This is a genomic window from Streptomyces sp. NPDC088554 (genome assembly GCF_044752945.1).
Lineage (GTDB): Bacteria > Actinomycetota > Actinomycetes > Streptomycetales > Streptomycetaceae > Streptomyces.
This window is the reverse complement of record NZ_JBIVMF010000007.1, coordinates 78,186-102,799: the sequence shown is the minus strand read 5'-3', so window position 1 is coordinate 102,799 and position 24,614 is coordinate 78,186. Positions and strand designations below refer to the sequence as shown.

At 70.8% G+C, this 24,614-nt stretch carries 26 protein-coding genes; 13 read left to right on the top strand and 13 right to left on the bottom strand.

What is annotated here, in order from left to right; translation table 11 throughout:
* Positions 1–31 precede the first annotated feature (31 nt).
* Positions 32–823 (bottom strand): metal-dependent hydrolase, encoded by a 792-nt coding sequence (locus ACIP8W_RS10860; RefSeq protein WP_401947716.1) that lies wholly within the window; start codon positions 821–823, stop codon positions 32–34.
* A gap of 158 nt (positions 824–981) precedes the next feature.
* On the opposite strand from ACIP8W_RS10860, the gene ACIP8W_RS10855 reads away from it, so the two are divergent.
* Positions 982–3,495 carry a DEAD/DEAH box helicase gene (locus ACIP8W_RS10855; RefSeq protein WP_401947714.1) on the top strand — a complete coding sequence of 838 codons (2,514 nt, stop codon included), beginning with the start codon at positions 982–984 and terminating at the stop codon, positions 3,493–3,495.
* Between the two features lie 31 nt (positions 3,496–3,526).
* On the top strand, positions 3,527–4,402 hold the full coding sequence (locus ACIP8W_RS10850) for an acyl-CoA thioesterase (protein WP_401947711.1): 876 nt from the start codon (positions 3,527–3,529) through the stop codon (positions 4,400–4,402).
* Positions 4,403–4,416: 14 nt separating this feature from the next.
* On the opposite strand, the gene ACIP8W_RS10845 is transcribed toward ACIP8W_RS10850, so the two are convergent.
* Positions 4,417–5,583, bottom strand: a complete 1,167-nt coding sequence (locus tag ACIP8W_RS10845; RefSeq protein ID WP_402202683.1) for a helix-turn-helix domain-containing protein — start codon at positions 5,581–5,583, stop codon at positions 4,417–4,419.
* A gap of 182 nt (positions 5,584–5,765) precedes the next feature.
* Between ACIP8W_RS10845 and ACIP8W_RS10840 the strand changes: the two genes are divergently transcribed.
* Positions 5,766–7,553, top strand: a complete 1,788-nt coding sequence (locus tag ACIP8W_RS10840) for an FAD-binding dehydrogenase (protein ID WP_401947705.1) — start codon at positions 5,766–5,768, stop codon at positions 7,551–7,553.
* Positions 7,554–7,562: 9 nt separating this feature from the next.
* On the opposite strand, the gene ACIP8W_RS10835 is transcribed toward ACIP8W_RS10840, so the two are convergent.
* Complete coding sequence (locus tag ACIP8W_RS10835; protein WP_401947702.1) at positions 7,563–7,778, bottom strand: DUF6011 domain-containing protein; 216 nt, start codon at positions 7,776–7,778, stop codon at positions 7,563–7,565.
* 59 nt (positions 7,779–7,837) lie between these two features.
* On the opposite strand from ACIP8W_RS10835, the gene ACIP8W_RS10830 reads away from it, so the two are divergent.
* Complete coding sequence (locus ACIP8W_RS10830) at positions 7,838–8,326, top strand: glutathione peroxidase (RefSeq protein ID WP_402202681.1); 489 nt, start codon at positions 7,838–7,840, stop codon at positions 8,324–8,326.
* Between the two features lie 130 nt (positions 8,327–8,456).
* Here ACIP8W_RS10830 and ACIP8W_RS10825 read toward each other — a convergent pair whose 3' ends face one another.
* The 3 genes from ACIP8W_RS10825 to ACIP8W_RS10815 all read right to left on the bottom strand — a co-directional run bounded on the left by ACIP8W_RS10825 (position 8,457) and on the right by ACIP8W_RS10815 (position 9,653).
* Positions 8,457–8,621, bottom strand: coding sequence for a hypothetical protein (locus ACIP8W_RS10825; RefSeq protein WP_401947698.1), 165 nt, complete (start codon positions 8,619–8,621; stop codon positions 8,457–8,459).
* Positions 8,621–8,968: a DUF6415 family natural product biosynthesis protein gene (locus ACIP8W_RS10820; RefSeq protein WP_402202679.1), complete on the bottom strand. Its 348-nt coding sequence runs from the start codon at positions 8,966–8,968 to the stop codon at positions 8,621–8,623. Before ACIP8W_RS10820 ends, ACIP8W_RS10825 begins: the two co-directional genes overlap by 1 nt.
* Before the next feature lie 211 nt (positions 8,969–9,179).
* Positions 9,180–9,653 (bottom strand): hypothetical protein, encoded by a 474-nt coding sequence (locus ACIP8W_RS10815; protein WP_401947692.1) that lies wholly within the window; start codon positions 9,651–9,653, stop codon positions 9,180–9,182.
* An 81-nt stretch (positions 9,654–9,734) separates the two neighbouring features.
* Between ACIP8W_RS10815 and ACIP8W_RS10810 the strand changes: the two genes are divergently transcribed.
* The 3 genes from ACIP8W_RS10810 (at position 9,735) to ACIP8W_RS10800 (ending at position 11,962) form a co-directional block, all read left to right on the top strand.
* Positions 9,735–10,604, top strand: a complete 870-nt coding sequence (locus ACIP8W_RS10810; protein ID WP_401947689.1) for a helix-turn-helix domain-containing protein — start codon at positions 9,735–9,737, stop codon at positions 10,602–10,604.
* 14 nt (positions 10,605–10,618) lie between these two features.
* Complete coding sequence (cyaB, locus tag ACIP8W_RS10805) at positions 10,619–11,173, top strand: class IV adenylate cyclase (RefSeq protein ID WP_401947686.1); 555 nt, start codon at positions 10,619–10,621, stop codon at positions 11,171–11,173.
* A gap of 144 nt (positions 11,174–11,317) precedes the next feature.
* On the top strand, positions 11,318–11,962 hold the full coding sequence (locus tag ACIP8W_RS10800; protein WP_402202677.1) for a PASTA domain-containing protein: 645 nt from the start codon (positions 11,318–11,320) through the stop codon (positions 11,960–11,962).
* 194 nt (positions 11,963–12,156) lie between these two features.
* Here the strand turns inward: ACIP8W_RS10800 and ACIP8W_RS10795 are convergent, their stop codons facing one another.
* Positions 12,157–13,386, bottom strand: a complete 1,230-nt coding sequence (locus ACIP8W_RS10795; protein ID WP_401947680.1) for an acyl-CoA dehydrogenase family protein — start codon at positions 13,384–13,386, stop codon at positions 12,157–12,159.
* A gap of 164 nt (positions 13,387–13,550) precedes the next feature.
* Between ACIP8W_RS10795 and ACIP8W_RS10790 the strand changes: the two genes are divergently transcribed.
* A complete protein-coding gene (locus tag ACIP8W_RS10790; protein ID WP_401947677.1) occupies positions 13,551–14,195 on the top strand; it encodes a TetR family transcriptional regulator in 645 nt (214 codons plus the stop codon).
* 58 nt (positions 14,196–14,253) lie between these two features.
* Here the strand turns inward: ACIP8W_RS10790 and def are convergent, their stop codons facing one another.
* Positions 14,254–14,826, bottom strand: coding sequence for a peptide deformylase (gene def, locus ACIP8W_RS10785; protein WP_401947675.1), 573 nt, complete (start codon positions 14,824–14,826; stop codon positions 14,254–14,256).
* A gap of 277 nt (positions 14,827–15,103) precedes the next feature.
* Between def and ACIP8W_RS10780 the strand changes: the two genes are divergently transcribed.
* The 5 genes from ACIP8W_RS10780 (at position 15,104) to ACIP8W_RS10760 (ending at position 19,702) form a co-directional block, all read left to right on the top strand.
* Positions 15,104–16,342 (top strand): MurT ligase domain-containing protein, encoded by a 1,239-nt coding sequence (locus ACIP8W_RS10780; protein WP_401947672.1) that lies wholly within the window; start codon positions 15,104–15,106, stop codon positions 16,340–16,342.
* A gap of 49 nt (positions 16,343–16,391) precedes the next feature.
* On the top strand, positions 16,392–17,120 hold the full coding sequence (locus ACIP8W_RS10775) for a type 1 glutamine amidotransferase (protein ID WP_401947670.1): 729 nt from the start codon (positions 16,392–16,394) through the stop codon (positions 17,118–17,120).
* Between the two features lie 162 nt (positions 17,121–17,282).
* A complete protein-coding gene (locus ACIP8W_RS10770; RefSeq protein ID WP_401947667.1) occupies positions 17,283–18,308 on the top strand; it encodes a 6-phosphofructokinase in 1,026 nt (341 codons plus the stop codon).
* A gap of 223 nt (positions 18,309–18,531) precedes the next feature.
* Positions 18,532–19,485 (top strand): cytochrome c oxidase assembly protein, encoded by a 954-nt coding sequence (locus ACIP8W_RS10765; protein ID WP_401947664.1) that lies wholly within the window; start codon positions 18,532–18,534, stop codon positions 19,483–19,485.
* 58 nt (positions 19,486–19,543) lie between these two features.
* Positions 19,544–19,702: a hypothetical protein gene (locus tag ACIP8W_RS10760; protein WP_401947662.1), complete on the top strand. Its 159-nt coding sequence runs from the start codon at positions 19,544–19,546 to the stop codon at positions 19,700–19,702.
* Here ACIP8W_RS10760 and ACIP8W_RS10755 read toward each other — a convergent pair.
* The 5 genes from ACIP8W_RS10755 to ACIP8W_RS10735 form a co-directional block, all read right to left on the bottom strand.
* On the bottom strand, positions 19,696–19,950 hold the full coding sequence (locus ACIP8W_RS10755) for a DUF5133 domain-containing protein (RefSeq protein WP_401947660.1): 255 nt from the start codon (positions 19,948–19,950) through the stop codon (positions 19,696–19,698). The genes ACIP8W_RS10760 and ACIP8W_RS10755 overlap by 7 nt on opposite strands.
* A gap of 113 nt (positions 19,951–20,063) precedes the next feature.
* Positions 20,064–21,497 carry an LLM class flavin-dependent oxidoreductase gene (locus tag ACIP8W_RS10750; RefSeq protein ID WP_401947657.1) on the bottom strand — a complete coding sequence of 478 codons (1,434 nt, stop codon included), beginning with the start codon at positions 21,495–21,497 and terminating at the stop codon, positions 20,064–20,066.
* Entirely contained in the window at positions 21,494–22,366 is an 873-nt protein-coding gene (locus tag ACIP8W_RS10745; protein ID WP_401947654.1) for a carbohydrate ABC transporter permease, read from the bottom strand. Before ACIP8W_RS10745 ends, ACIP8W_RS10750 begins: the two co-directional genes overlap by 4 nt.
* Positions 22,363–23,253 carry a carbohydrate ABC transporter permease gene (locus ACIP8W_RS10740; protein WP_401947651.1) on the bottom strand — a complete coding sequence of 297 codons (891 nt, stop codon included), beginning with the start codon at positions 23,251–23,253 and terminating at the stop codon, positions 22,363–22,365. Before ACIP8W_RS10740 ends, ACIP8W_RS10745 begins: the two co-directional genes overlap by 4 nt.
* Positions 23,250–24,596 (bottom strand): ABC transporter substrate-binding protein, encoded by a 1,347-nt coding sequence (locus tag ACIP8W_RS10735; protein ID WP_401947649.1) that lies wholly within the window; start codon positions 24,594–24,596, stop codon positions 23,250–23,252. The genes ACIP8W_RS10740 and ACIP8W_RS10735 overlap by 4 nt, the downstream gene beginning before the upstream one ends.
* Positions 24,597–24,614: the final 18 nt, after the last annotated feature.

Below are 24,614 nucleotides of genomic sequence, written 5' to 3'. Positions count from 1 at the left end.
CGGGGGCGCCGCCCCCGTACCCGTACCACCGTCACACCAGGTTGAGCGCGAACAGCGCGCCGACCCCGCCGAGCAGCATGAAGACCGGCATCAGCACCTTCACCTCGACCCAGGCGCCGGCCCGGAAGCGCATCGCCTTCGGCGGGCCGATCGGGTACCAGCGCTTGCGGCCGATGGGGATGGGCCAGAGCACCGGGCAGCCGGACACCGTCAGGGCATCGCCGATGTCGTGGACCAGCGCGCCCAGGAGGATCGGCAGGCCGAGCCAGAGGTACTCCTGTCCGGGGTCGGTGAACAGCCAGTTCGAGCCGTTGCCCGGCTGGTCCAGGACGCCCGCCAGCATCCAGGCGCTGCTGGCGCCGAGCAGCCAGACGAGGACATCGCTGGAGACCCGGGCGGCCTTCCACAGCAGCCCCTCCACCGCGAGGACCATATGGACGAAGAGGATGGCGAGCGCCCCCCAGCGCCCGCCCGCGTACGCCACCCCGGAGGCGGCCGCGCCGATCATGACCGCCCAGACCCAGGTGTGGGTGAGGGTGCGGTGGCCGCCGGTCCTGCGCGGGTCACCGGGTTTCCTGGTCGCCTTGTAGACGGCGTACGAGAGCTTGTCGACGACCTCGCAGAGCGTCTTGGAGACCGGGCCGAAGGCACGGCTTATCGTCGCGGCCTTGTGGTCGAGGTCGGGGGCGAGCGCGGCTCCCGCGCAGATCAGGGCGCCGGCGACCAGGACGGGCCAGGGCATGGCATGGCCGGCGGCCGCGGCGGCGCCGCCCACCCCCAGCCAGGCCGCTGCCCCTGACAGAGAGTGTGCCGGTCCCATCATGGTCGTACCCGTCCTCTTGCGGTGGTGGTGGAGCCAGTGCCCCGCGTGCCCGGAAGCCCGGTGTCCTGACGCCAGTTGACAGGGCAGCGTATCGCCCATGATCTTCGTCCGGCTGTCCGGTTCCCTGATCCGGCCGGAAGACAGGCAAGATGGGGGGCGTGACCCTTATTGATCAGCTGCCGCCGGATGCCGACCCCGATGCCCTCTTCGAGGCTTTCTCCTCCTGGGCCGAGGGCCAGGGCATCACGCTCTATCCGGCTCAGGAGGAGGCGCTGATCGAGGTGGTCTCCGGGGCCAACGTGATTCTGTCCACCCCGACCGGTTCGGGAAAGAGTCTGGTCGCGGCGGGTGCGCACTTCACCGCGCTGGCGCAGGACAAGGTCACCTTCTACACCGCGCCGATCAAGGCGCTGGTCTCGGAGAAGTTCTTCGACCTGTGCAAGCTCTTCGGCACCGAGAACGTCGGCATGCTGACCGGCGACGCCTCCGTGAACGCCGACGCGCCGGTGATCTGCTGTACGGCGGAGGTGCTGGCCTCGATCGCGCTGCGCGACGGCAAGCACGCCGACATCGGCCAGGTCGTGATGGACGAGTTCCACTTCTACGCGGAGCCGGACCGGGGCTGGGCCTGGCAGATCCCCATCCTGGAGCTGCCGCAGGCGCAGTTCGTCCTGATGTCGGCGACCCTCGGCGATGTCTCCCGCTTCGAGGACGACCTGACCCGGCGCACGGGCCGGCCGACCTCGGTCGTCCGCTCCGCGACCCGTCCGGTGCCGCTCAGCTACGAGTACCGGCTGACGCCGATCACCGAGACGCTGACCGAGCTGCTGGAGACCCGGCAGGCGCCCGTCTACATCGTGCACTTCACGCAGGCCGCCGCGGTGGAGCGGGCGCAGTCGCTGATGAGCATCAACATGTGCTCGCGCGAGGAGAAGGACAAGATCGCCGACCTGATCGGCAACTTCCGTTTCACCACCAAGTTCGGCCGCAATCTCTCACGTTATGTACGGCACGGGATCGGTGTGCACCACGCGGGCATGCTGCCCAAGTACCGTCGGCTGGTGGAGAAGCTGGCCCAGGCCGGTCTGCTGAAGGTCATCTGCGGTACGGACACCCTCGGGGTCGGGGTCAACGTACCGATCCGCACGGTGCTGTTCACCGCGCTCAGCAAGTACGACGGCACACGGGTACGCACCCTGCGCGCCCGGGAGTTCCACCAGATCGCGGGCCGGGCGGGCCGGGCCGGGTTCGACACGGCGGGGCTGGTCGTCGCGCAGGCGCCGGAGCACGTCGTGGAGAACGAGAAGGCGCTCGCCAAGGCGGGCGACGATCCCAAGAAGCGTCGCAAGGTGGTGCGCAAGAAGGCACCCGAGGGTTTTGTCGCCTGGTCGGAGACCACGTTCGACAAGCTGATCGATTCCGATCCCGAGCCGCTGACCTCGCGTTTCCGGGTGACCCACACCATGCTGCTGTCGGTCATCGCCCGGCCGGGCAACGCCTTCGAGGCGATGCGCCATCTGCTGGAGGACAACCACGAGCCGCGCAGACAGCAGCTGCGGCACATCCGGCGCGCCATCGCCATCTACCGCTCGCTGCTGGACGGCGGGGTGGTGGAGCGGCTGGCGACACCGGACGCGGAGGGCCGTATCGTCCGGCTGACCGTCGACCTCCAGCAGGACTTCGCGCTCAACCAGCCGCTGTCCACCTTCGCGCTGGCCTCGTTCGAGCTGCTGGATCCCGAGTCCCCGTCGTACGCGCTGGACATGGTCTCGGTCGTGGAGTCCACGCTGGACGATCCGCGCCAGATCCTCGCCGCCCAGCAGAACAAGGCGCGCGGCGAGGCGGTCGGCGCGATGAAGGCGGACGGGATCGAGTACGAGGAGCGGATGGAGCGGCTCCAGGAGGTCAGCTACCCCAAGCCACTGGAGGAGCTGCTCGTCCACGCGTACAACGTCTACCGCACGAGCCATCCGTGGGTCGGGGACCACCCCGTCTCGCCGAAGTCCGTGATCCGTGACATGTACGAACGGGCGCTGTCCTTCACCGAGTTCACCTCGCACTACGAGCTGGCGCGCACCGAGGGGATCGTGCTGCGCTATCTGGCGGGGGCGTACAAGGCGCTGGAACACACCATTCCGGACGACCTCAAGTCGGAGGACCTGGAGGACCTCACGGCCTGGCTCGGCGAGATGGTCCGTCAGGTCGACTCCAGTCTGCTCGACGAGTGGGAGCAGCTGGCCAACCCCGAGGTGGAGACCGCCGAGCAGGCGCAGGAGAAGGCCGACCAGGTCAGGCCGGTCACGGCCAATGCCCGCGCCTTCCGGGTCCTGGTGCGCAACGCGATGTTCCGCCGGGTCGAGCTGGCCGCGCTGGACAGGTTCTACGACCTGGGCGAGCTGGACGGCGACTCGGGCTGGGACGCGGACCGCTGGGGCGAGGCGATGGACGCGTACTGGGACGAGTACGAGGACCTGGGCACCGGTCCCGACGCCCGGGGGCCGAAGCTGCTCTCCATCGAGGAGGATCCGGCGCACGGTCTGTGGCGGGTCAGGCAGGCGTTCGCCGACCCGAACGGCGACCATGACTGGGGCATCAGCGCGGAGGTCGATCTCGCCGCCTCCGACGAGGAGGGGCTGGCCGTCGTACGGCTCACGGCCGTGGGCCAGCTCTGAGCAGGAAGCACGAACGAGAGTGAGCACGCACATGACGAACCCCGCCGAGAGACTGGTCGATCTGCTCGATCTGGAGCGGATCGAGGTCGACATCTTCCGGGGGCTCAGCCCCGAGGAGTCCCTGCAACGGGTCTTCGGCGGCCAGGTGGCGGGCCAGGCGCTGGTGGCGGCGGGCCGTACGACCGACGGGGAGCGTCCGGTCCACTCGCTGCACGCCTACTTCCTGCGGCCGGGCCGGCCCGGTGTGCCGATCGTCTATCAGGTCGAGCGGGTCAGGGACGGGCGGTCGTTCACCACCCGCCGGGTCACGGCGGTCCAGCAGGGCCGCACCATCTTCAATCTGACGGCCTCCTTCCACCGTCCGGAGGAGGGCGGCTTCGAGCACCAGCTGCCGCCGAGGCTGGAGTTCCCCGACCCGGAGTCGCTGCCCACGGTCTCCGACGAGGTGCGCGAGCATCTGGGCGCGCTGCCGGAGTCCCTGGAGCGGATGGCCCGGCGGCAGCCCTTCGACATCCGCTATGTCGACCGGCTGCGCTGGACGCGGGAGGAGGTCCGGGGCACGGACGCGCGCAGCGCGGTGTGGATGCGCGCGGTGGGCCCGCTGGGCGACGACCCTCTGGTGCACACCTGCGCGCTGACGTACGCGAGCGACATGACCCTGCTGGACGCGGTACGGATCCCGGTCGAGCCGCTGTGGGGGCCGCGGGGCTTCGACATGGCGTCGCTGGACCACGCGATGTGGTTCCACCACCCGTTCCGGGCGGACGAGTGGTTCCTGTACGACCTGGAGTCCCCCATCGCGACCGGCGGCCGGGGGCTGGCGCGGGGCCGGATCTACGACCGGGCGGGCACGCTCCTGGTGTCGGTGGTGCAGGAGGGCCTCTTCCGCAAGCTGCCCACCGGCTGAGGCCGTCCCGGCTGTCATCCGGGGGCGGCCGGCTCCGTGTCCTGCCGTAACCAGGTGGTGAGCGCCCACCACCAGTGCAGGGTGCCCAGCGGGCCCGAGGGCGCGTCGGGCAGGGATTCCCCGGTGATCTGGTGGAGCCTGCCGAGCCGGTAGCGGACGGTGTTGGGGTGGGTGAACAGGCTCGCGGCGGTCTGGTCGAGGCGCCGCCCGTGGTCGAGGAAGGCCAGCGCGGTCAGGGCGAGCTGCTGGTGGAAGCCGTCCGTCCGGTCGAGGGAGCCGAGCAGTCTGCCGCTCAGGTACGAGCCGAGCAGCGGCTGGCCCGCGAGGGCGATCTCGGCGGCGAAGTCGGTGAGGTCGCGCACTCCACGCAGGCCGCGCCGGCCGCCGATGTCCAGGGCGCGCAGACAGAGCCGGTAGACCGGGCGCAGTTCGCCCGGCGGGGTGGGCGGGGAGAGCACGGCGAGGGCGCCGGGGCCGATCTCCTCGTCCCCGGGGACCCGGAGACACAGGCCCGCCAGCCGTCCGTCGACCGGTCCGAAGATCCCGTCGGGGGACGAGAGCCCGCGGGCGAGGAAGCGGGTGCGCGCCGGGTCGGCGATGTCCGAGACGAAGCAGTGGCGCGGCCCGTCCTGGCGGATCCCGGCGCTCGCCATGTCCTCGGTGGCCGGGGGCGCGCCGTCCACCAGTAATCGCCGGAGCAGCCGGGTCCGGATCGCGTCCGGGGTGTGCGGTGTGCCCCGTTCGGCGGCGCGGTATCCGCTGATCACCTGGCGTTCGAGGGCGTCGCCGTACTCCTTGAGGCGCAGTACGGCGGTGATCAGCGCCCCGTCGGGGACGCCGGCGGACCGGCAGCGGTCGACGGTGATCTCCGCCGCGCGGGTGAGGGCCGCCTGTACGCCGCGGAGCAGGGCGGTCATCGGAACGCCCCGGCCGGCCCGGTCGGCGCCGAGCAGCCGCGCGGCGGCGAAGTCCTGTTCCTCGACCCCGCCGAAGGTGGCGAACCACTCCCCGGCCGCGGTGATCATCGCGGCGACCTGGCGGCGGCACTCCGGTTCGGGGAGCGGGGCCGCCGCGGGCGAGTGGGCCCCGGCGGTACGGACCAGTTCGCCGCAGACCTCCGGGTCGACGGCCATGGCCCGCAGGATCTCGGCGACCGGCTCGCGGTGGTGCGTGACCGTCATCGCGGGCCCCGTCCTTTCCGGCCGAGCGCTGTTACCGGCGTACAACGGCGGGGCGGACGTGTTGGCGTCCGGCCACTACCGCGGTCCTGTGTCGATCTGATGAGATGTGAGCTACCGCACAGTAACAGCAGCGCTTTCGGGATGGCACCCTCATGCCCGCACTCCCCCTCGGAAGGTAACCGATGGAAAAGCCCGCAGATCCGGCCCTGTTCAGCCGACGCCGCGCGCTGACGGTGGCGGGAGGCGCCCTTGCCGGCGCGACCGCGCTCCCCCATATCCCACCGGCGTTCGCCGCCGGGTCGTCCGACGCGGATGCGATCGTCGTCGGCGGCGGACTGGCCGGCCTGGTCGCGACGGCCGAACTGGCGGACGCGGGGCGCAAGGTGCTTCTGCTGGACCAGGAACCGGAGAGCAATCTGGGCGGTCAGGCGTTCTGGTCGTTCGGCGGGCTGTTCCTGGTGGACTCCGCCGAGCAGCGGCTCATGGGTGTCAAGGACACCCGCGAGCTGGCCTGGCAGGACTGGCAGGGCGCGGCGGGCTTCGACCGGGGCACCGCCGAACCGGGCGGCCAGGACTACTGGGCGTACAAGTGGGCCGAGGCGTATGTCGACTTCGCCGCCGGGGAGAAACGGTCCTGGCTCTATCAGCAGGGGGTGCGCTGGTTCCCGATCGTCGGCTGGGCCGAGCGCGGCGGCGGGCTGGCGGACGGCCACGGCAACTCGGTCCCGCGTTTCCATGTCACCTGGGGCACCGGCCCGGCCGTGATGGAGCCGTTCGAGAAGCGGGTACGGGCGGCGGTCGCCCGGGGGAGGGTGACGTTCAAGTTCCGGCACCGCGTGGACGAGCTGGTACGGACGGGCGGCGCCATCACCGGGGTGCGCGGCGCGGTCCTGGAGCCGAGCGACGCGGCGCGCGGCAAGCGCAGTTCGCGTACGGTCGTCGGCGACTTCGAGCTGCGCGCCCCGGTCGTGATCGTCACCTCGGGGGGCATCGGCGCCAACCACGAGCTGATCCGGCGGAACTGGCCCGCCCGGCTCGGCCTGGCGCCCGCGAACATGATCACCGGTGTGCCCGAGTACGTGGACGGCCGGATGCTCGCGATCACCGAGCGGGCGGGCGGGCGGATCGTCAACCCCGACCGGATGTGGCACTACACCGAGGGGCTGCGGAACTACGCGCCGATCTGGGACAAGCACGGCATCCGCATCCTGCCCGGTCCCTCGTCGCTCTGGTTCGACGCCACCGGTAAACGCTTCGCGGCCCCGGATATCCCCGGATACGACACCCTGAGCACCCTGAAGGCGATCACCGACACCGGGTACGACTACTCCTGGTTCGTCACGACGCAGAAGATCATGGCGAAGGAGTTCGCGCTGTCGGGCTCCGAGCAGAACCCGGATCTCACCAACAAGGACATCCCGCTGACCCTCTCGCGGATCTGGCAGACCCCCGAGCCGGTCGAGAGGTTCAAGAAGAACGGTGTCGACTTCGTCGTCGCCACGACCCTGCCCGAGCTGGTCGCCGGGATGAACCGGCTGACCGGCACCAGCCTGATCGACCTCGCCGGTCTGAAGCGGCAGATCGACGCCAGGGACCGCGAGATCGCCAACCCGTACACCAAGGACGCCCAGGTGATGGGTATCCGCAACGCGCTCGCCTACCCGGGGGACTTCCTGAGCCGTACCGCCTCCGTACACAGGATCACGGACCCGGGCGCCGGGCCGATGATCGCCGTACGGCTCAACATCCTGACCCGCAAGACCCTCGGCGGGCTCCAGACCGATCTCTCGGGACGGGTCCTGGACGTGTCGGGCACCCCGGTCCCCGGGCTGTACGCGGCCGGGGAGGTCTCCGGGTTCGGCGGCGGCGGGATGCACGGATACCGGTCGCTGGAGGGCACCTTCCTGGGCGGCTGCCTCTTCTCCGGCCGCGCGGCGGGCCGCGCGGCCGCGGCGGCCACCGGGAGCTGACGCGGCCCGTCAGATGCCGGGGATCGGCTCCTGGTCGGCCTCGCGCCGCCGGGTCCTGATCTCCGGCGCGGGCGGATGGAGCTTGGCGTCGCAGGCGGGCCCGAGGCCGGTACGGCGCGAGGCCGTACCGGTCAGCGCTCTGCCGCACATCCGGCACCGGACCTCTCGCAGGGAGGTGCCGTCGGGTTCGGGACCGGGCAGCCGGTCGCCGGGGTGATCTCCCACGGGTCCACAATGACAGAAGAATCCGGACCCGACCCTCCCGACGACTTACGGAGATCCCGATGACTCTGTACGACATTCCGCTGAAGACCCTGACCGGTGAGCCCACTTCCCTGGGCGCGTACGAGGGCAAGGCCGTCCTGCTCGTGAACGTCGCGTCCAGGTGCGGTCTCACCCCGCAGTACACCGGCCTGGAGCGCCTCCAGCAGAGCTACGGCGACCGGGGGTTCACCGTCCTCGGCGTCCCCTCCAACCAGTTCGCGGGGCAGGAGCCCGGCGACCCCGAGGAGATCCGGACCTTCTGCTCGGCGACCTACGGGATCAGCTTCCCGATGCTGGAGAAGACGGAGGTGAACGGGGAGGCCAGGCACCCGCTCTACGCGGAGCTGACGAAGAGCGCGGACGCGGAGGGCACGGCCGGTGATGTGCAGTGGAACTTCGAGAAGTTCCTGATCTCCCCCCAGGGCGAGGTCGTCGCCCGCATCCGGCCGCGCACCGAGCCGGAGGACCCGGCGGTCGTGGCCGCGATCGAGGCCCAGCTCCCCGTCTGACGCCTTCCGCCCGTCCACTACGGTTCGCCGCCGGCAGTGGACGGGGCCTGGTGCGCGCCCCGGCGACGCAACGCCGGGGCGCGCCCGGCCCGTACGCCGCGGGTGACGACGGCAGCGGCGTACGGGAGTCTCAGTGGCACGCGGGGACCGGGGTCCGGTTGGGCTGGGCTCCGGGGTCCTGGCGGCAGGCCAGGTGGCGGTGTACGTCCGGGGCGGCGCCCGTACCGGTCTCGACGGTGTCGGTGGTGTACGGCTGGCCGGGCAGGATCTGGTGGTCGCAGTGGGCGCAGAGCATCAGTGGTCCTCCCGTTCGTGGCCGGGGCCGTACCGTTCCAGCAGCCACGCGCAGTCGCGGCGGAGGGCATCGACATGGACGTGCGCGGTGAACGGGCGTGGCTCTATGTCGGTGGCGGCGCGTTCGCGTACCCCGTCCAGGTGCCACCGGAGCGCTGACCATTCCCTGCTGCCCTGCCACATGCCGGCGGCGGCTGCCTCGGCGGCCGGGAGCAGCGTCTCGATATGGGCGCGCAGTCGGTCGGTGACTTCCGCCAGTTCGGCGAGCGACGGCCGTTGGCCGGCGAGTGCCGTGGCCTCGTCGATGGCGGCCTGGATCGCGGCTGTGGTGTCGGTGGGGGCGTTCACCGGACTTCACCTGTGAGCGGGGCCAGGTGGCGGTGTTCCCTGCATGGCGCGCAGGCGTACAGCTTGGCTGCCGGGCCTTCGGGGGCGGAGGGTCGGGTGATGGTTCGTACGGGGAGGGCGGTATCGGCCGGCCCGCGATGCCAGTGGCACCAGCCGGACGGGGTGGGGCCGGGCGTGGGGTGCTGGGTGCCGTTGGTGGGGCGGACCGGCATCACAGGAGGATCCCTTCGAGGCGGGCGGCGCCGATGCGCAGTACCTCGGCGACGTCGCCCGGCGCGCAGAGTTTGCCGGCCCGGACGACGGGGACCGACCAGTGGAGGAGCTCCCGTGCGGTGATCTCGATCGGGGGTACGCCGACCCAGGCACCCCGGCCCCGGACGGTCGCGTGCGGGGACATCCACGTCTCCGTGGTCTGTGGGGGTACGAGCGCGTAGTACCAGTGGCCGTAGTGGCAGACGACCGGGCCGTCGAGGGTCTCGGCCAGGGTGGTGGAGACGGCCGTCTCGGTGGTGCTGCGGACGGCCGCGTGGATGACGGTCGGGTGGATTTTCACCGCGTCGAAGATGATCCCGGTACGGAGGACAGCAGGGCGGCCGGCCTGCCAGTCCCGCCGGGCCTCATCGGGATCATCGGCGGCTGAGATCAGCCATCGGGGAGAGGTGTTCTCTGTAATAGGCGTCGTCATTCCGCCAGGCTCTTGCTACACGGCATTGAGATTCGATACCCACCCGGTAATCTCACCGTGAGATGAAGTTCCATCCCGTTCGTGGATCCCGGGGGCCGCACGATGTCGATGGTGCCATCGATCGAACTGTCCGACCGGGCATGGGAACGTGCCGATATCCGCCAGGCGCTGCGGGCCCGGGATATCGCGGCTGTCTTCCGCCACGTCCAGCAGTACGGCGGTGTCAGCCAGGCGCGGATCGCGGCGGCGGTCGATATGACGCAGTCCCGCGTCAACGAGATCATCAACCGGCGCCGGGAAGTATCCCGACTGGATGTGTACGAGAGGATCGCTGACGGCCTCGGCATGCCCGATGACGCGCGGCACCTGCTCGGGCTGGCGGCCGGCCGGGAGAAGCACTCGGGCGGGGCCGCCTTCGACCTGGCGGCGTTCCCCGAGGTGGTCCGTGTCTACTCTGCACAGGCAGCGGCACGGGACGAGATCCGGCAACAAGCATGTGCCGCCACCGAACTGGACATCCTCGCTGTGCGTGGCCTCGGGCTCATCGGCCTCAACGACTCGCTGTTGCGGACCTGCCTGTCGCGCGAGCAGGGCGGAAAAGGGCTGAGGCTCAGGGTGTTGCTGCTGGATCCGGACTCGGCGGTGCTCGCTCGCCGCGCGGCGGAGATCGGCGAGTCGGCCGAGTCGCTGGCTGGTGGTGTGCGGCTGGCCGAGGCTCGGCTGCGGGAGATCGCGGATAGCGCCGACGTGCGGGTGTACCGGTACGGCATGCTGCCGACGTGGCGGATCATCCGCACCGACGACACCATGTTCGTCGGGGCGTTCGACGCAGGCTGGGAAGGGCACGAGTCGGCGACGTACAAGGTGATGGAGACTGCCAGTGGCCCCCTTTTCCGGGGATTCCGCCGCATGTTCGAAGCGATCATCGAGACGGCGGACCGCACCGTCTGAGAGAGAGGATCAGCATGATCGAGGCGGAGCTGAAAGCCCGTGTCCATGAACCCGAGGCTGTGCTGCGTGCCTTGGACCGTCTGGCCACCGCGCGGGCCGAGGTCTATCGGGACACGTATTACGACCGCCCGGCCGGAGCACTGGAGGATGGGGACCAGGAGCTGCGCGTGCGGACCGTCCACGGGCAGGACGACACCCGAACCGTCCTCACGTTCAAGGACGCGCCGGTTGACGAGGACTCGGGGTCGAAGCCGGAGTATGAGACACACGTCGACAATGCCGAGGCCGTACACGCAATCATGCGAGGGCTCGGGTACGTTCCCGTGATCGCGTTCGAGAAGCGATGCCGCAACTACAGCTTCGAGGCCAGGGGGCGGCAGATGCTCGCCACCCTCGCCCGTGTGCCCGAGCTCCGCGGCACGTTCATCGAGCTGGAGACCCTCGCAGAGGAGCCCGACATCGACTCAGCACTGTCCGACGTGCGGGCCGTCCTGGCCGGTCTCGGCATCACGGACGAGGATCTGACACGCGAGAAGTACACAGACGCCGTCCGGAGCGCCCGGACATGACGAACGGGACCTCGCCCGGCCGGTAACCAATCCGACCCCGGATCCCCGCTCCGGTCACAACTCGGTTACCGACCGCGCACACCCGCGACGCTCCCCCTACATCGCCCGTTACGGTCATCACTCACGTACCGCCCAGGGGGGAACATGAAGACCGGAATCGGCATCGCCGTACTCGTCTGCGCCGCAGGCCTCACGCTCGCCGGCTGCAACCCGCAAGTCGTCGACGACAGCAAAGGTGCCGCCGTCGAGGCACCATCCGTAGAAGCGACCAGCCCAGCTCCTGGCGCCACGGAGAGCGAGGAAGCCAAGTCGGCCGTTCTGCCCGACTTCGTCGGCATGGGCCTCCAGTCCGCACAGGACGCCGCGCAGGCCAAGGGCTTCCACAGCCTGAAGTCCCACGACAGCACCGGCCGGGCGCGTCTCCAGGCATTCGACCGGAACTGGAAGGTGTGCGGCCAGAACGTACGGGCCGGCACCACCGTGCCCGTCGACACGACACTCGACTTCGGCACCGTCAAGCTGGCGGAGGACTGCCCTGCGGCCGACGAGAAGGAGCCCGAGGCCGAGGGCGGGAAGATGCCCGACCTTGGCGGCACGTCGGTGAAGGCGGCCCGCGGTGCACTGGAGCCGAGCACGTCGATCACGGTGACCGACGCGAGCGCCGACAGCCGGATGGTGCTGATGGAGAGCAACTGGCAGGTGTGCACGCAGGATCCCGCGCCGGGCAAGGCCCTCAACGGGCAGCCGGTCGAGCTGACCGCGGTCAAGTTCGAGGAGAGCTGCCCGTAGTCTCGTCATCTCCCGTCGCCTCCCGTCGAGTAATACCCGCTGTCGCTCTGCCGGCGGTCACGCTCGCCGGATGCGGCGGAGGTTCCCGACGGGGCTGCCGTCCGGAAAAGCCCAAGCTCGCCCCCGACGCCCTCGGCACTCTGCGTTGAGGGCGTCGTCATGCCGGGAAAACCGCCCCTCGCCTGCGTGAATGATCAGCGGATCGGTACGCCGGACAGGGCGCGGGCTATCACCAGGCGCTGGATCTCGCTCGTGCCCTCGAAGATCGTGTAGATCGCGGCGTCCCGGTGCATGCGCTCGACCGGGTACTCCCGGGTGAAGCCGTTGCCGCCGAGTATCTGTACGGCCTGGGCGGTGACCTGTTTGGCCGTCTCGCTGGCGAAGAGCTTGGACATGGAGCCCTCCGCGGCGGTGAACGGCTTGCCCGTGGCGGCCATCCAGGAGGCGCGCCACACGAGCAGCCGGGAGGCGTCGATCCGGGTGCGCATGTCGGCCAGCTGGAAGGCGATGCCCTGGTTGTCGATGATCGGGCGGCCGAACTGGCTGCGGGTGACGGCGTAGTCGAGGGCGACCTCGTACGCCGCGCGGGCCGTGCCCACCGCCATGGCGCCGACCGCCGGGCGCGATGCCTCGAAGGTGGCCATGGCCGCGTTCTTGACGCGCTCGCCACCGCCCGTCCTCGCTCGCTCGCGGGCGCGAGCGAGGCGCTCGTCCAGCTTCTGCTTGCCGCCGAGCAGGCAGTGGCCGGGGATCCGGACGTCGTCGAGGACGACCTCGGCGGTGTGGGAGGCGCGGATGCCGTGCTTCTTGAACTTCTGGCCCTGGGAGAGCCCGGGGGTGGCGGGCGGCACGATGAAGGAGGCGTGCCCCTTCGAACCCAGGTCCGCGTCCACGACGGCGACCACCACATGGACGTTGGCGATACCGCCGTTGGTCGCCCAGGTCTTGGTGCCGTTGAGCACCCACTCGTCCTTGGCCCCGTCGTAGACCGCGCGGGTGCGCATGGCCGACACGTCGGAGCCCGCGTCGGGTTCGGACGAACAGAAGGCGGCGAGCTTCACATCGCCCGCGTCGCCGTACATCTGCGGAATCCAGGTGCCGATCTGCTCGTCGGTACCGTTGGCGAGCACGCCGACGGCCGCCAGGCCCGTACCGACGATCGACAGCGCGATGCCGGCGTCGCCCCAGAACAACTCCTCCATCACCATCGGGATGGAGAGGCCCGTGGGGTCGAAGTACTGCTGGGCGTAGAAGTCGAGGGAGTAGATGCCGGTCTTGGCGGCCTCCTGGATCACCGGCCAGGGTGTCTCCTCACGCTCGTCCCACTCGGCGGCGGCAGGACGGATGACGTCCGCGGCGAAGCCGTGCAGCCAGTCACGGACCTGCTTCTGGTCCTCGTTGAGATCGAGCGTGAACTCGGTCATGTTTCCCTCCGGCATGGCGTCGACCCATTGTTACTTGCGGTAACAGCAGTCTGTTACTCGTAAGTAGGAGATGTCAACCAGCCACCTTCCGATCAGCATTGACAGCGGCCGGGGTGTTACGTTGCCGGAGCGTGAGGCAATCGCACGGGCGGGGAGAAACACCGATGGAGAGCACACAGCAGGCCGAGCAGCAGCGGTCCGCGCGGCAGCGCCGCCGCCAGTTGCTGGAAGCCGCCGACAGGGTGGTGCTCCGGGACGGCCCGCACGCCTCCATGAACGCCATCGCGGCGGAGGCCGGCATCACCAAGCCGATCCTCTACCGCCACTTCGGCGACAAGGGCGGGCTGTACCGGGCGCTCGCCAAGCGCCACACCGACGCGCTGCTGGACGCGCTGCGGGCGGCGCTGGACGCCCCCGCCGGCCGGCGCGAACGGGTGGAGGCCACCCTCGACACGTATCTCGCCGCGATCGAGGCGCGGCCGCAGGTCTACCGCTTCCTGATGCACCCCGCCGAGGACACCCAGCTGCCCGAGCAGGGCTTCGACGTCGGCCGCCACTCGGCCCCCCTGCTGCGCCGGCTGGGTGAGGAACTCGCCAAAGTCATAGAGGAACGCGTCGATCTCGGCCCGGACAGCGAGCAGCTCGCCCGGGTCTGGGGCCACGGCATCGTCGGCATGATGCACGGCGCCGGCGACTGGTGGCTCGGCGAACGCCCCTGCCCCCGCGCCCAGTTGGTCCGCAGCCTGGCGGACCTGCTCTGGGGCAGGCTGGCCGCCGCCGACGACCGCGCGGGCGGCCCGGGCTTCTGAGGTTCCTGAGGCTCCTGAACGGGGACGGGATCAGGAGCGGGTACGGATCGGCGGCGCGTCAGGAGTACGTGTCCGGTACGCGGGAACGCAGCCCGGCCCAGGACGCCCGGCCGGCCTCCCGCAGCGCCTTGGCGCGCCGCCGGCCGGTCAGCCGGTCGGGGTACACCAGGCCCTCCAGATGGTCGCACTCGTGCTGGAGACAGCGCGCGAAGAACCCGCTCCCCTCGACGCGTACGGGCTCGCCGTGCCGGTCGACGCCCTCCACCACCGCGCGGTCGTACCGCTCCGTCCCCGCCTCGATCCCCGGCAGCGAGAGACAGCCCTCCGGGCCGCGCAGCACGATGTCGTCGTCCGCCGTCGCCAGCCGGGGGTTGACGAGGTGTCCGAGGTGGCGGACCTCGTCGTCGTCCGGGCAGTCGTACACGAACACCCGCAGCGGCACACCGATCTGGTTGGCCGCGAGACCGACGCCCCGGGCCGCGTACATCGTCGCGTACAGATCCTCGATCAGTTCGCCCAGGCCGGGACCGAAGTCGGTGACGGGCTCGCAGGGGGCGTGCAGCCCGGGATCGCCGAGCAGCCTCATGGCTCGTACTCGCCCGGAACTGCCGGGGATCGAACGGTTTCGCATAACGATCAGGGTACGGTCCACGGTACGAGGCCACGCGCGCAGGCGGGGCGGGTGAACGGACGGACGAGGGACAAGTCCGGCAAGGCGGAGGAGGCAGGCGGCTCGACGGGCCGTCTGCCCTCGGCGACGCCGCCGGACGGCGCCCCTCGACCCGTCGCAGCACCCCGTCCGCGCGCCCGGCCGCGCACCCACCGCCTTCTGTCCAGTGCCACGGTTCGGGCCCCTGGCCGGATCTCGATAGGCTGACCCACGGACCGACGCAAGGAGGATCAAGGCGATGTCAGGCAACACGGACCCGCTGACGCCACGGGCCAAGCTGGCCGTGACGGCGGGCAGAGCCGCCGCGGCGGTGTCGCGCGCGGCAGGCCGCGGCAGCGGATCGGTGATCGGCGGGAAGGTGGCGCTCAAGCTCGACCCGGATCTGCTGGGACGGCTCGCGCAACACCTGGACGTCATCCTCGTGTCGGCGACCAACGGCAAGACCACCACCACCCGGCTGATCGCCGAGGCCCTGCGGGCCGCGGGACCCGTCGTCTCGAACGCGCTCGGCGCCAACATGCCGGCCGGGATCACCTCGGCCCTCGCGGGCGGTTCCGACGCCAAGTACGGCGTGATCGAGGTGGACGAGAAGTACCTCGCCGGAGTGGCCAGGGACACCACGCCCAAGGCCATCGCGCTGCTCAACCTCTCCCGCGACCAGCTCGACCGCGCGGCGGAGACCCGGATGCTCGCCGAGACCTGGCGTGAGGGCCTGGCCGGCACGAAGGCCGTCGTCATCGCCAACGCCGACGACCCACTGATCGTCTGGGCCGCCTCCTCCTCACCCAATGTGGTGTGGGTGGCGGCGGGCCAGGAGTGGAAGGACGACGCCTGGTCCTGCCCGTCCTGCGGCGGTGTGATGCAGCGCCCCGGCGACGACTGGTTCTGCGGCGAGTGCGGCTTCCGCAGGCCCCCGCCGAGCTGGGCGCTCCACGGCGACCACGTCCTCGACCCGCACGGCTCGGCCTGGCCGATCCACCTCCAGCTGCCGGGGCGCGCCAACAAGGCGAACGCGGCCACCTCGGCCGCCGTCGTGGCGACCTTCGGGGTGCCGCCGCAGGTGGCGCTGGAGCGGATGTACCAAGTGCAGGCGGTGGCCGGGCGGTACGACGTGGTGTCGTTCCTCGGCCGGGATCTGCGGCTGCTGCTCGCGAAGAACCCCGCGGGCTGGCTGGAGACGTTCTCCCTGATCGATCCGGCGCCCGCCCCGGTGATCCTGGCGGTCAACGCGCGCGGCGCGGACGGCACGGACACCTCCTGGCTCTGGGACGTCGACTACACCCGGCTGGCCGGTCATCCGATCTTCGTCATCGGGGACCGGAAGATGGACCTCGCCGTACGCCTGGAGGTCGCGGGTCTGGAGTTCCGGGTCTGCGAGACCGCCGACGAGGCCGTACAACTGGCGCCGCCGGGACGGATCGAGGCCATCGCCAACTACACCTCCTTCCAGGACCTGCGCCGCAGAGTGGGGAACTGACGCCATGTCTGAATCCTGGACCCCTCGGACCCCCGGAGGACGAGAGAGAATGAGCGACAACAGCCTGCGTCTGGTGTGGATCTACCCCGACCTGCTGAGCACCTACGGCGACCAGGGCAACGCCCTGGTGGTGGAGCGCCGGGCCCGCCAGCGCGGCCTGGGCGTCACCCGGGTGGATGTACGCAGCGACCAGCCGGTGCCGACCTCGGGCGACATCTATCTGATCGGCGGCGGTGAGGACCGGCCGCAGCGGCTGGCGGCGGAGCGGCTGCGCCGCGACGGCGGGCTCAGCCGCGCGGTGTCCAACGGCGCCATCGTGTTCTCGGTCTGCGCGGGCTACCAGATCCTGGGCCACGAGTTCATCAACGACCTCGGCGAGCGCGAGGCCGGGCTCGGGCTGCTTGATGTGGTCTCCACCCGCGGCGAGGGCGCGCGGTGCGTCGGCGACGTACTGGCCGACATCGACCCGCAGCTGAACCTGCCGCAGCTGACCGGGTTCGAGAACCACCAGGGCATCACGCATCTGGGCCAGACGGCCCGGCCCTTCGCCCGGGTCCGGCTCGGCCGGGGCAACGGCACGGGGGACGGCACGGAGGGCGCGTACAACGGCACCGTCTTCGGTACGTACATGCACGGCCCCGTGATGGCCCGCAACCCGCAGATCGCGGACCTGCTGCTCAAGCTGGCCCTCGATGTGAACGCGCTGCCGCCGACCGACGACCGGTGGTACGACGCGCTGCGCGCGGAACGCGTCGCGGCGGCTGTCCAGCCCGCCTGACCGGCTCTGACGTGGTCCGATGAGCTCCCGCGGCTGCCTGTGGTGTGTCCAGCAGGCGGACGCGGGGTTTCGGTCCCCCCACTGCCCGCCGGTAGGGTGGCGGCGATCTGGCGGGACAACGGTGTCCGGCCGTCGGCCCACGTTGCAAAGGTAATCCGGGCTATGAGAATTGGTGTGCTCACTTCAGGCGGCGACTGTCCCGGCCTCAACGCCGTGATCAGGTCCGTCGTGCACCGTGCCGTCGTCGACCACGGCGACGAGGTGATCGGCTTCCACGACGGCTGGAAGGGCCTGCTGGAGTGTGACTACCGCAAGCTCGACCTGGACGCGGTGGCCGGCATCCTGGCCCGGGGCGGGACCATCCTGGGCTCGTCCCGCGTCCAGCCCGCGCATCTGCGCGACGGTGTGGAGCGCGCCCGGGGCCACGTCGCCGACCTGGGCCTCGACGCGATCATCCCGATCGGCGGTGAGGGCACCCTCAAGGCCGCCCACCTGCTCTCCGAGGCCGGGCTGCCGATCGTCGGTGTACCGAAGACCATCGACAACGACATCGCCTCGACGGATGTCACCTTCGGCTTCGACACGGCCGTCGGTGTGGCCACCGAGGCCCTGGACCGGCTGAAGACCACCGCCGAGTCGCACCAGCGGGTGCTGATCGTCGAGGTCATGGGCCGGCACACCGGCTGGATCGCCCTGCACTCCGGCATGGCGGCGGGCGCCCACGCCATCGTCGTACCGGAGCGGCCCTTCGACATCGGCGAGCTGACGGAGCTGGTCGGGCGGCGTTTCTCGGCGGGCAAGCGGTTCGCGATCGTGGTGGTGGCGGAGGGCGCGAAGCCGCGCGAGGGCTCCATGGAGTTCGATGTCGGCGGCAAGGACATCTACGGCCACGAGCGCTTCGCGGGCGTCGCCCGGCAGCTCTCCACCGAGCTGGAGGAGCGCCTCGGCAAGGAGGCCAGGCCGGTGATACTCGGCCATGTCCAGCGCGGTGGCACCCCCACGGCGTACGACAGGGTCCTGGCGACCCGCTTCGGCTGGCACGCCGTCGAGGCGGCGCACCGCGGCGAGTTCGGGATGCTGACGGCGCTGCGCGGTACGGACATCGTGATGGTGCCGCTGGGCGAGGCGGTCCAGACGCTCAAGACGGTGCCCGCCGAGCGCTACGCCGAGGCGGAGTGCGTGCTCTGATCCTCGAGCTCCACCAGAACCGCCCCCGGTCGCCGTCGCGGCCGGGGGCGGTTCTGTTCCGTCTCCGCTTCCTCCTCATTCGTACGGGCGTGACGCCGTAGGAACCCCTCGGTTCAGCCGCGTGACGCGCCCTGGCTAGTCTGGTGCGGACAACCGGCGCGAATCGCCGGTCGGGCGGGGACGGGTCACAGGCGTCCCCCCGGGGCGCACCAGGAGCACACGGATGGACCACGGCGAGCACGGCACGACCATGGATCTGCCGCCGTTCACACTGGGACGGGCGCTGGAGTTCTCTCCGGATCTCTTCTTCCTCTTCGGCTGCCTGGCGGCGCTCGCGCTGTACGGCTGGGGCGTGGCGCGGCTGCGCCGGCGCGGTGACAGCTGGCCGACGGGGCGCGTGGTCGCGTTCGCGCTCGGGGTGCTGACCGTGGCACTGGTGACGTGCACCGGGCTGAACGACTACGGCATGGTCATGTTCAGCGTGCACATGGTCCAGCACATGGTGATCAGCATGGTCTCCCCCATCCTGCTGCTGCTCGGCGCTCCGGTGACACTCGCCCTGCGCGCGCTGCCGACCTCCGCCGAGCGGGGCCGCAAGGGCCCTCGCGAGCTGCTGCTGGCGCTGCTGCACAGCCGGTACGTACAGATCGTCACGCACCCCGCGTTCACGATCCCGCTCTTCATCGCGAGCCTGTACGGGCTCTACTTCACCCCGATCTTCGACTCCCTGATGGGGTCCACGGTCGGGCATCTCGCGATGATGACGCACTTCCTCCTGGTCGGGCTGGTCTTCTTCTGGCCGATCATGGGCGTCGACCCGGGGCCCAAGCGTCCCGGGTATCTGATGCGGATGCTGGAGCTGTTCGCCGGGATGCCGTTCCACGCCTTCTTCGGGATCGCCCTGATGATGGCGAGCGAGCCCATGGTCGACGCGTACCGCGACCCGCCGGCCTCGCTCGGTATCGACGTGCTCGCGGACCAGAACATGGCGGGCGGGATCGCCTGGGCGTTCAGCGAGATCCCCTCGGTGCTGGTGCTGGTGGCGCTGGTCTACCAGTGGTACCACTCGGACCAGCGCCAGGCGCGGCGCGTCGACCGGGCCGCCGACCGGGACGGGGACAAGGAGCTGGCGGAGTACAACGCCTATCTGGCCTCGCTCCGGACCGGGGGCCGGTAGCCAAACCGCCGGTCCGGGGCGACGATGGGATTCGAGGCCCGGCCCGGAGGAGACGCGGATGTCCGATTCCACCAAGACCATGGGTGTCACGACCGTCGGTGCGCTGATCGTGGTGACGGGCTACACGGCGGCGCTCGGCAGCAACGGCTGGCTGTGGTTCGGCTGGGTGGTGCTGGGGCTGATCACGCTCGTACTGGCGGCCTCGAAGGGTCACTGACCTCCCGGGGCGCCGCCGATCTGCCGGCGGGCGGTGTGGAGGGCCTCGTCGGCCGTCCTGGTGCCCGTCGAGACACAGAGGGTGTACGTGACGTCCTCCAGCCTGCGCCGTGTTCCGGCGGAGTCCTGTTCGGCGTGGAGCGCCCGGAGTGTTTCGTACCGCTCCACCAGTCTGCGCAGGGTCACGGGGTGGGCCATCAGCACGGCAAGCTCCCTTACGGGGGTCGGGGCGACGATCGGGCTGTACACGCGGGGGGTGGCACGCGGAGGGTAGTGAACGCCTTCCCGCGATCCGTCGGCCCATGCGCCCCGGCCGGGGGTGCCCGTCTGTGAAACGGGTCACCCGGCCGCCTCTGAACGGGTCACCCGGCCGCCTCGCCGCGCCCGGCCGCCTCCTGCCGCAGCCTGCGGTAGTGGGCCGCCGGGTGGTCCTCGCGCGGCCTCGCGTCACCGGGGCCGCCCAGCCGTTCGCGCAGGGTGGCGCCCTCGTACGCGTACGGGACCCGGCCGCGCGCCTGGAGTTCGGGGACCACCAGGTCGACGAAGTCGGTGAAGGTGCCGGGGGTGGTCGCGTACGCCAGGTTGAAGCCGTCGATGTCGGCCTCCTCCACCCAGCGTTCGAGTTCGTCGGCGACGGTGGCCGGGGAGCCGACGACGACCGGTCCGATCCCTCCGATGCCGAGGTACTGGGCGACCTGGTCCGGGGTCCAGCGGCGGGTGGGGTCGGCGGTGGAGAAGATCTCCAGCGCGGACCGTACGGCGTCGGTGTCGACGTACTCCAGCGGCTGGTCCGGATCGAGCGCGGAGAGGTCGAGCCCGCTCCAGCCGCCGTACAGCGCGAGCGCTCCCTCGTACGAGGCGTACGAGAGCAGGTCGGCGTGTTTGGCCCGTGCCTCCTCGTCGGTGGGCGCGGTGATCGCGGTGAGCAGGATGAAGATCTTGACACTGGCCGGGTCCCGGCCCTGCTCGGCGGCCCTGGCCCGGATGTCGTCGACGACCCGGCGGGTGGCGGCGGGGGTGACGGCGTTGATGAAGACGCCTTCGCCGTGCCGGGCCGCGAAGGCGCGTCCGCGCGGGGAGGCCCCGGCCTGGAAGACCACCGGGGTGCGCTGCGGGGAGGGTTCGCTGAGGAAGACCCCGGGCACCTCGAAGTGGGCGCCCTTGTGGGCGATGTCGCGGATCCGGGACGGGTCGGTGTAGAGCCCGCGCTCGGGGTCGCGGACCACCGCGTCGTCGTCCCAGGAGTACTCCCAGAGCTTGTAGCAGACCTCCAGGAACTCCTCGGCGACCGCGTACCGGTCGTCGTGGCGCAGCTGTTCGGGGAGGCCGAGGTTGCGGGCGGCGCTCTCCAGATAGGAGGTGACGACGTTCCAGGCGACCCGGCCCTTGGTGAGATGGTCCAGCGTGGTGAGGGTGCGGGCCAGTTTGTACGGCTGCTCGTACGTCAGGGACACGGTGACCCCGAAGCCGAGGTGTTCGGTGACGGCGGCCATCGCGGACACGGCGGGCAGCGGGTCGGAGAGCGGGATCTGCGCGCCCTGGCGGACGGCTGCGTCGCGGGATCCCTGGTAGACGTCGTACACCCCGAGCACATCGGCGATGAACAGCGCGTCGAAGCGCCCGCGTTCGAGCAGCCTGGCCAGTCCGGTCCAGTACTCCAGATCGGTGTAGCGGTGTGCCTGGTCGTCCGGGTGGCGCCAGAGTCCGGGCGACTGGTGGCCCACGCAGGCCATGTCGAAGGCGTTGAGGTGGATGCGCCGGGCAGGTCCCCGGGGGTCGGGCGGGGTCTGGGTCATTTGACTGCTCCGGAGGAGAGGCCGGCCACCAGCCGGCGCTGGGCGACGACGGCGAGGACGTACACGGGGGCGATGCCGATCAGCGAGACGACGGCCTGCTGGCCGAACTCGACGTTCTTGTCGCCCTGGAAGAGGGAGAGGGCGACCGGCAGGGTCTGGGAGGAGTTGTCCTGCGCGAAACTGAGTGCGAACAGGAACTCGTTGTAGCTGAGGAAGAAGCAGATCAGCGCCGCCGCGACCAGGCCGGGCGCCACCAGCGGCAGGACGATCCGGCGCAGTGAGGCCCAGCTGCCGAGCCCGTCGAGCCAGGCGGCCTCCTCGATCTCGCGCGGGACCCGGCGGACGAATCCGTCGAGCAGCCAGATCGCCACCGGCACATTGGCCAGCCCGTCCACCAGCACGAGTCCGGTGAGGGTGTTGTTCAGCTCCAGGTTCCGCAGCAGGAAGAACAGCGGCAGGATCGCGACGACGGGCGGCGCGCAGTAGGCGGCCAGCACGAGTGAGGCGAGCCGCTTGCCCCGGCGTCCGGCGCGGGCGGTGTAGTAGGCGCCCGGCAGCGCGATCAGCAGGGTCAGGACGACCGAACCGGACGCCACGATCCAGGAGTTGGCGATGTAGCGGCCCAGGTCGATGGCGTGGAAGGCGTCCGGCCAGTTCCGCCAGAAGAGGGCGGAGGGCAGCAGCCCGCCGTTGAGGACGTCGTCGCGCGAGCGCAGGGACAGCGAGACGACGTACGCGATCGGCAGGGCCAGTACGGCGACGACGACGGCCAGCAGCGCGGTGAGGGCCCGGGAGCGGCGGCGGCCCGGCGCGGCGGGGCCGGTGGGGGCGGCGCGATCGGTGCGGCGGATCGGTTGGGCCGTACTCATACGGCTGCCTCCTCGGTCCGTCGCCCGCGCAGGGTGACCAGGGTGGTGACCACCCCGATGAGCAGGGAGAAGAGGATCGTCTCGGCGGCGGCGGTGCCGACGTCGAAGTTCTGCAGGGCGGTGCGCTGGATGTCGAAGGTGCTGGTCGTGGTGGCGAAGCCGGGGCCGCCCGAAGTCACGACGTACACGATGTCGAACACCTTGAAGCCGATCACCAGCTTGAGCACCAGCACGGACAGCAGGGTCGGTTCGATGAAGGGCAGGACCACCGAGCGGACGGTCCGCCAGCGGCTCGCGCCGTCGACGGTCGCGGCCTCGCGCAGCTCCTCGGGGACGCCGAGGAGCGCCGCGTACACCAGGATCGCCACGAACGGGGTCCACTGCCAGCTGTCGATCAGCACCAGGGTGGTGAACGCGCCCGTGGAGCTGCCCAGCGGGTTGACACCGCTCAGCCCGGCCAGGTGCAGCGCGCCGTTGAGGGCGCCGCCGACCGGGGCGAGCAGCAGCTTCCAGGCCACCCCGACCATGACGGGCGGGGTGATCAGCGGGAGCAGCAGCAGCGCGCCGAGGCCGCCGAGTCCCCGGGCCCGCGCCCGCAGCAGCAGGGCGAGCGCGACCCCCAGCACCAGTTGGACGGCGGAGGTGAGCAGGGCGAAGAGAGCGGAGCGCCACAGCGAACCGCCGAAGGACTGGCTCTCCAGCGCGGCACGGAAGTTGTCGAATCCGGTCCAGCGCTGGAGCGGTCTGGCCAGGGTGGAGCTGGTGAAGGCCAGGCCCACCAGGTAGACGAGCGGGTACGCGGCGAAGACCAGCAGGAAGGCGACCGACGGCGCGGCGAGCAGGGCGGGGACCCGGGAGGGCCCCCGCCCGTGGGGGGCGGCTTTCACCCGGTCTCCTTGAGGGCCGCGGTCCAGGACCGCTGGGTGTTCTCCAGCGACCGCTTCGCCGTCTGCTTGCCCTGGAGGCCGAGCGCCAGTTCGTCCACGAGGGTCTGGAGGAGCTGGGGCGCCTTGGGCACGGTCGGCCAGGGCAGCGGGTCACCGGCGAGCCCGGTGCGTACGACGTCGTACGACGCGGGCGACGCCTTCCGGAAGCCCGGCGCGTTCAGGGTGCTGGTACGGATCGGGTCGGCTCCCGCGTCGGGCTTGCCGAGCACCAGCAGGTTCTGCCGCGCGGCGGTGGCCCACGCGATGAACGCGGCGGCGGCCTCCTTCTTCTTGGAGGCGGTGGAGACGGCGAGGCCGAAGCCCGCGTCCAGCGAGGTGCGGGGCTTGGTGTTGTCGCCGCCGACCGGCAGGGTCGTCACGCCCCACTTGCCCACGATCTTGGACTGCTGGGGGTCCTCGGCTCGCTTGGCGAAGTCCGTCCAGAAGTCGAGCATGGCGCCCTTGCCGTCGAGGAAGGCGGGCGTCGCCTGGTCGAAGCCGACCTGGAGCGGGGTCGGCAGGGCGTAGGGCGCGCCGTCGAAGAGCGCCTGGGCGGCGGCGAGCGCCTCGGGGGTGTCCAGGGTGGGGACGCCGGAGGCCCCCTTGTCGAGGAAGGTGCCGCCGTATCCGGCGAGACGGTTGGCGAAGGCGCAGCCGAGGATCACCGGCACCTGCTGGGCCTCGATGATGGCGCCGTAGTACTTTCCTCCGGCGTCCTGGGTGATCTTCTTGGCGATCTCGTTGTAGTCGTCCCAGGTGGTGGGCGGTTCGACCTTGTGGCGTTCGAAGATCTCGGTGTTGTAGAAGAGGATGTGCGTGTCGCCGTCGTACGGCAGTCCCCAGCGCTTCCCGTCGTAGCGCGTGTAGGTGTCGTAGAGCGAGGGCAGGAAGTCGGACTCCTCGATGTCCTTGTGCGCCTTGATGTACGCGGTGAGGTCCTCGATGACGCCGCCCTGGGCGAGGGTGCCGACGGCCGCGTACCAGTACATGAAGACATCGAACTGGCCCGCGCCCGACTGGACATCGAGGACGGCCTTGGCGGTGAGTTTGTCGTACGGCACCGGGGTGACGTCGATCTTGGCACCGGTCGCCTGGCGGAAGGGCTCGCTGAGGTACTGGAACGACAGGGCGTTGGGCTGGTTGGCCAGGATCTTGAGGGTGACGCCCTCCAGGTCGGGCTTGGCGGTGGGGTCGAGCGCGGATCCCTCGGAGGAGCCGCAGGCGGTCAGGAGCGGCCCGGCGGCAGCCAGGGCGGCGGCGCCGGTGGTCGCGCGAAGGAGTTGTCTGCGGGAAAGCGGGGACATGTCGGGACTCTCCGGGGA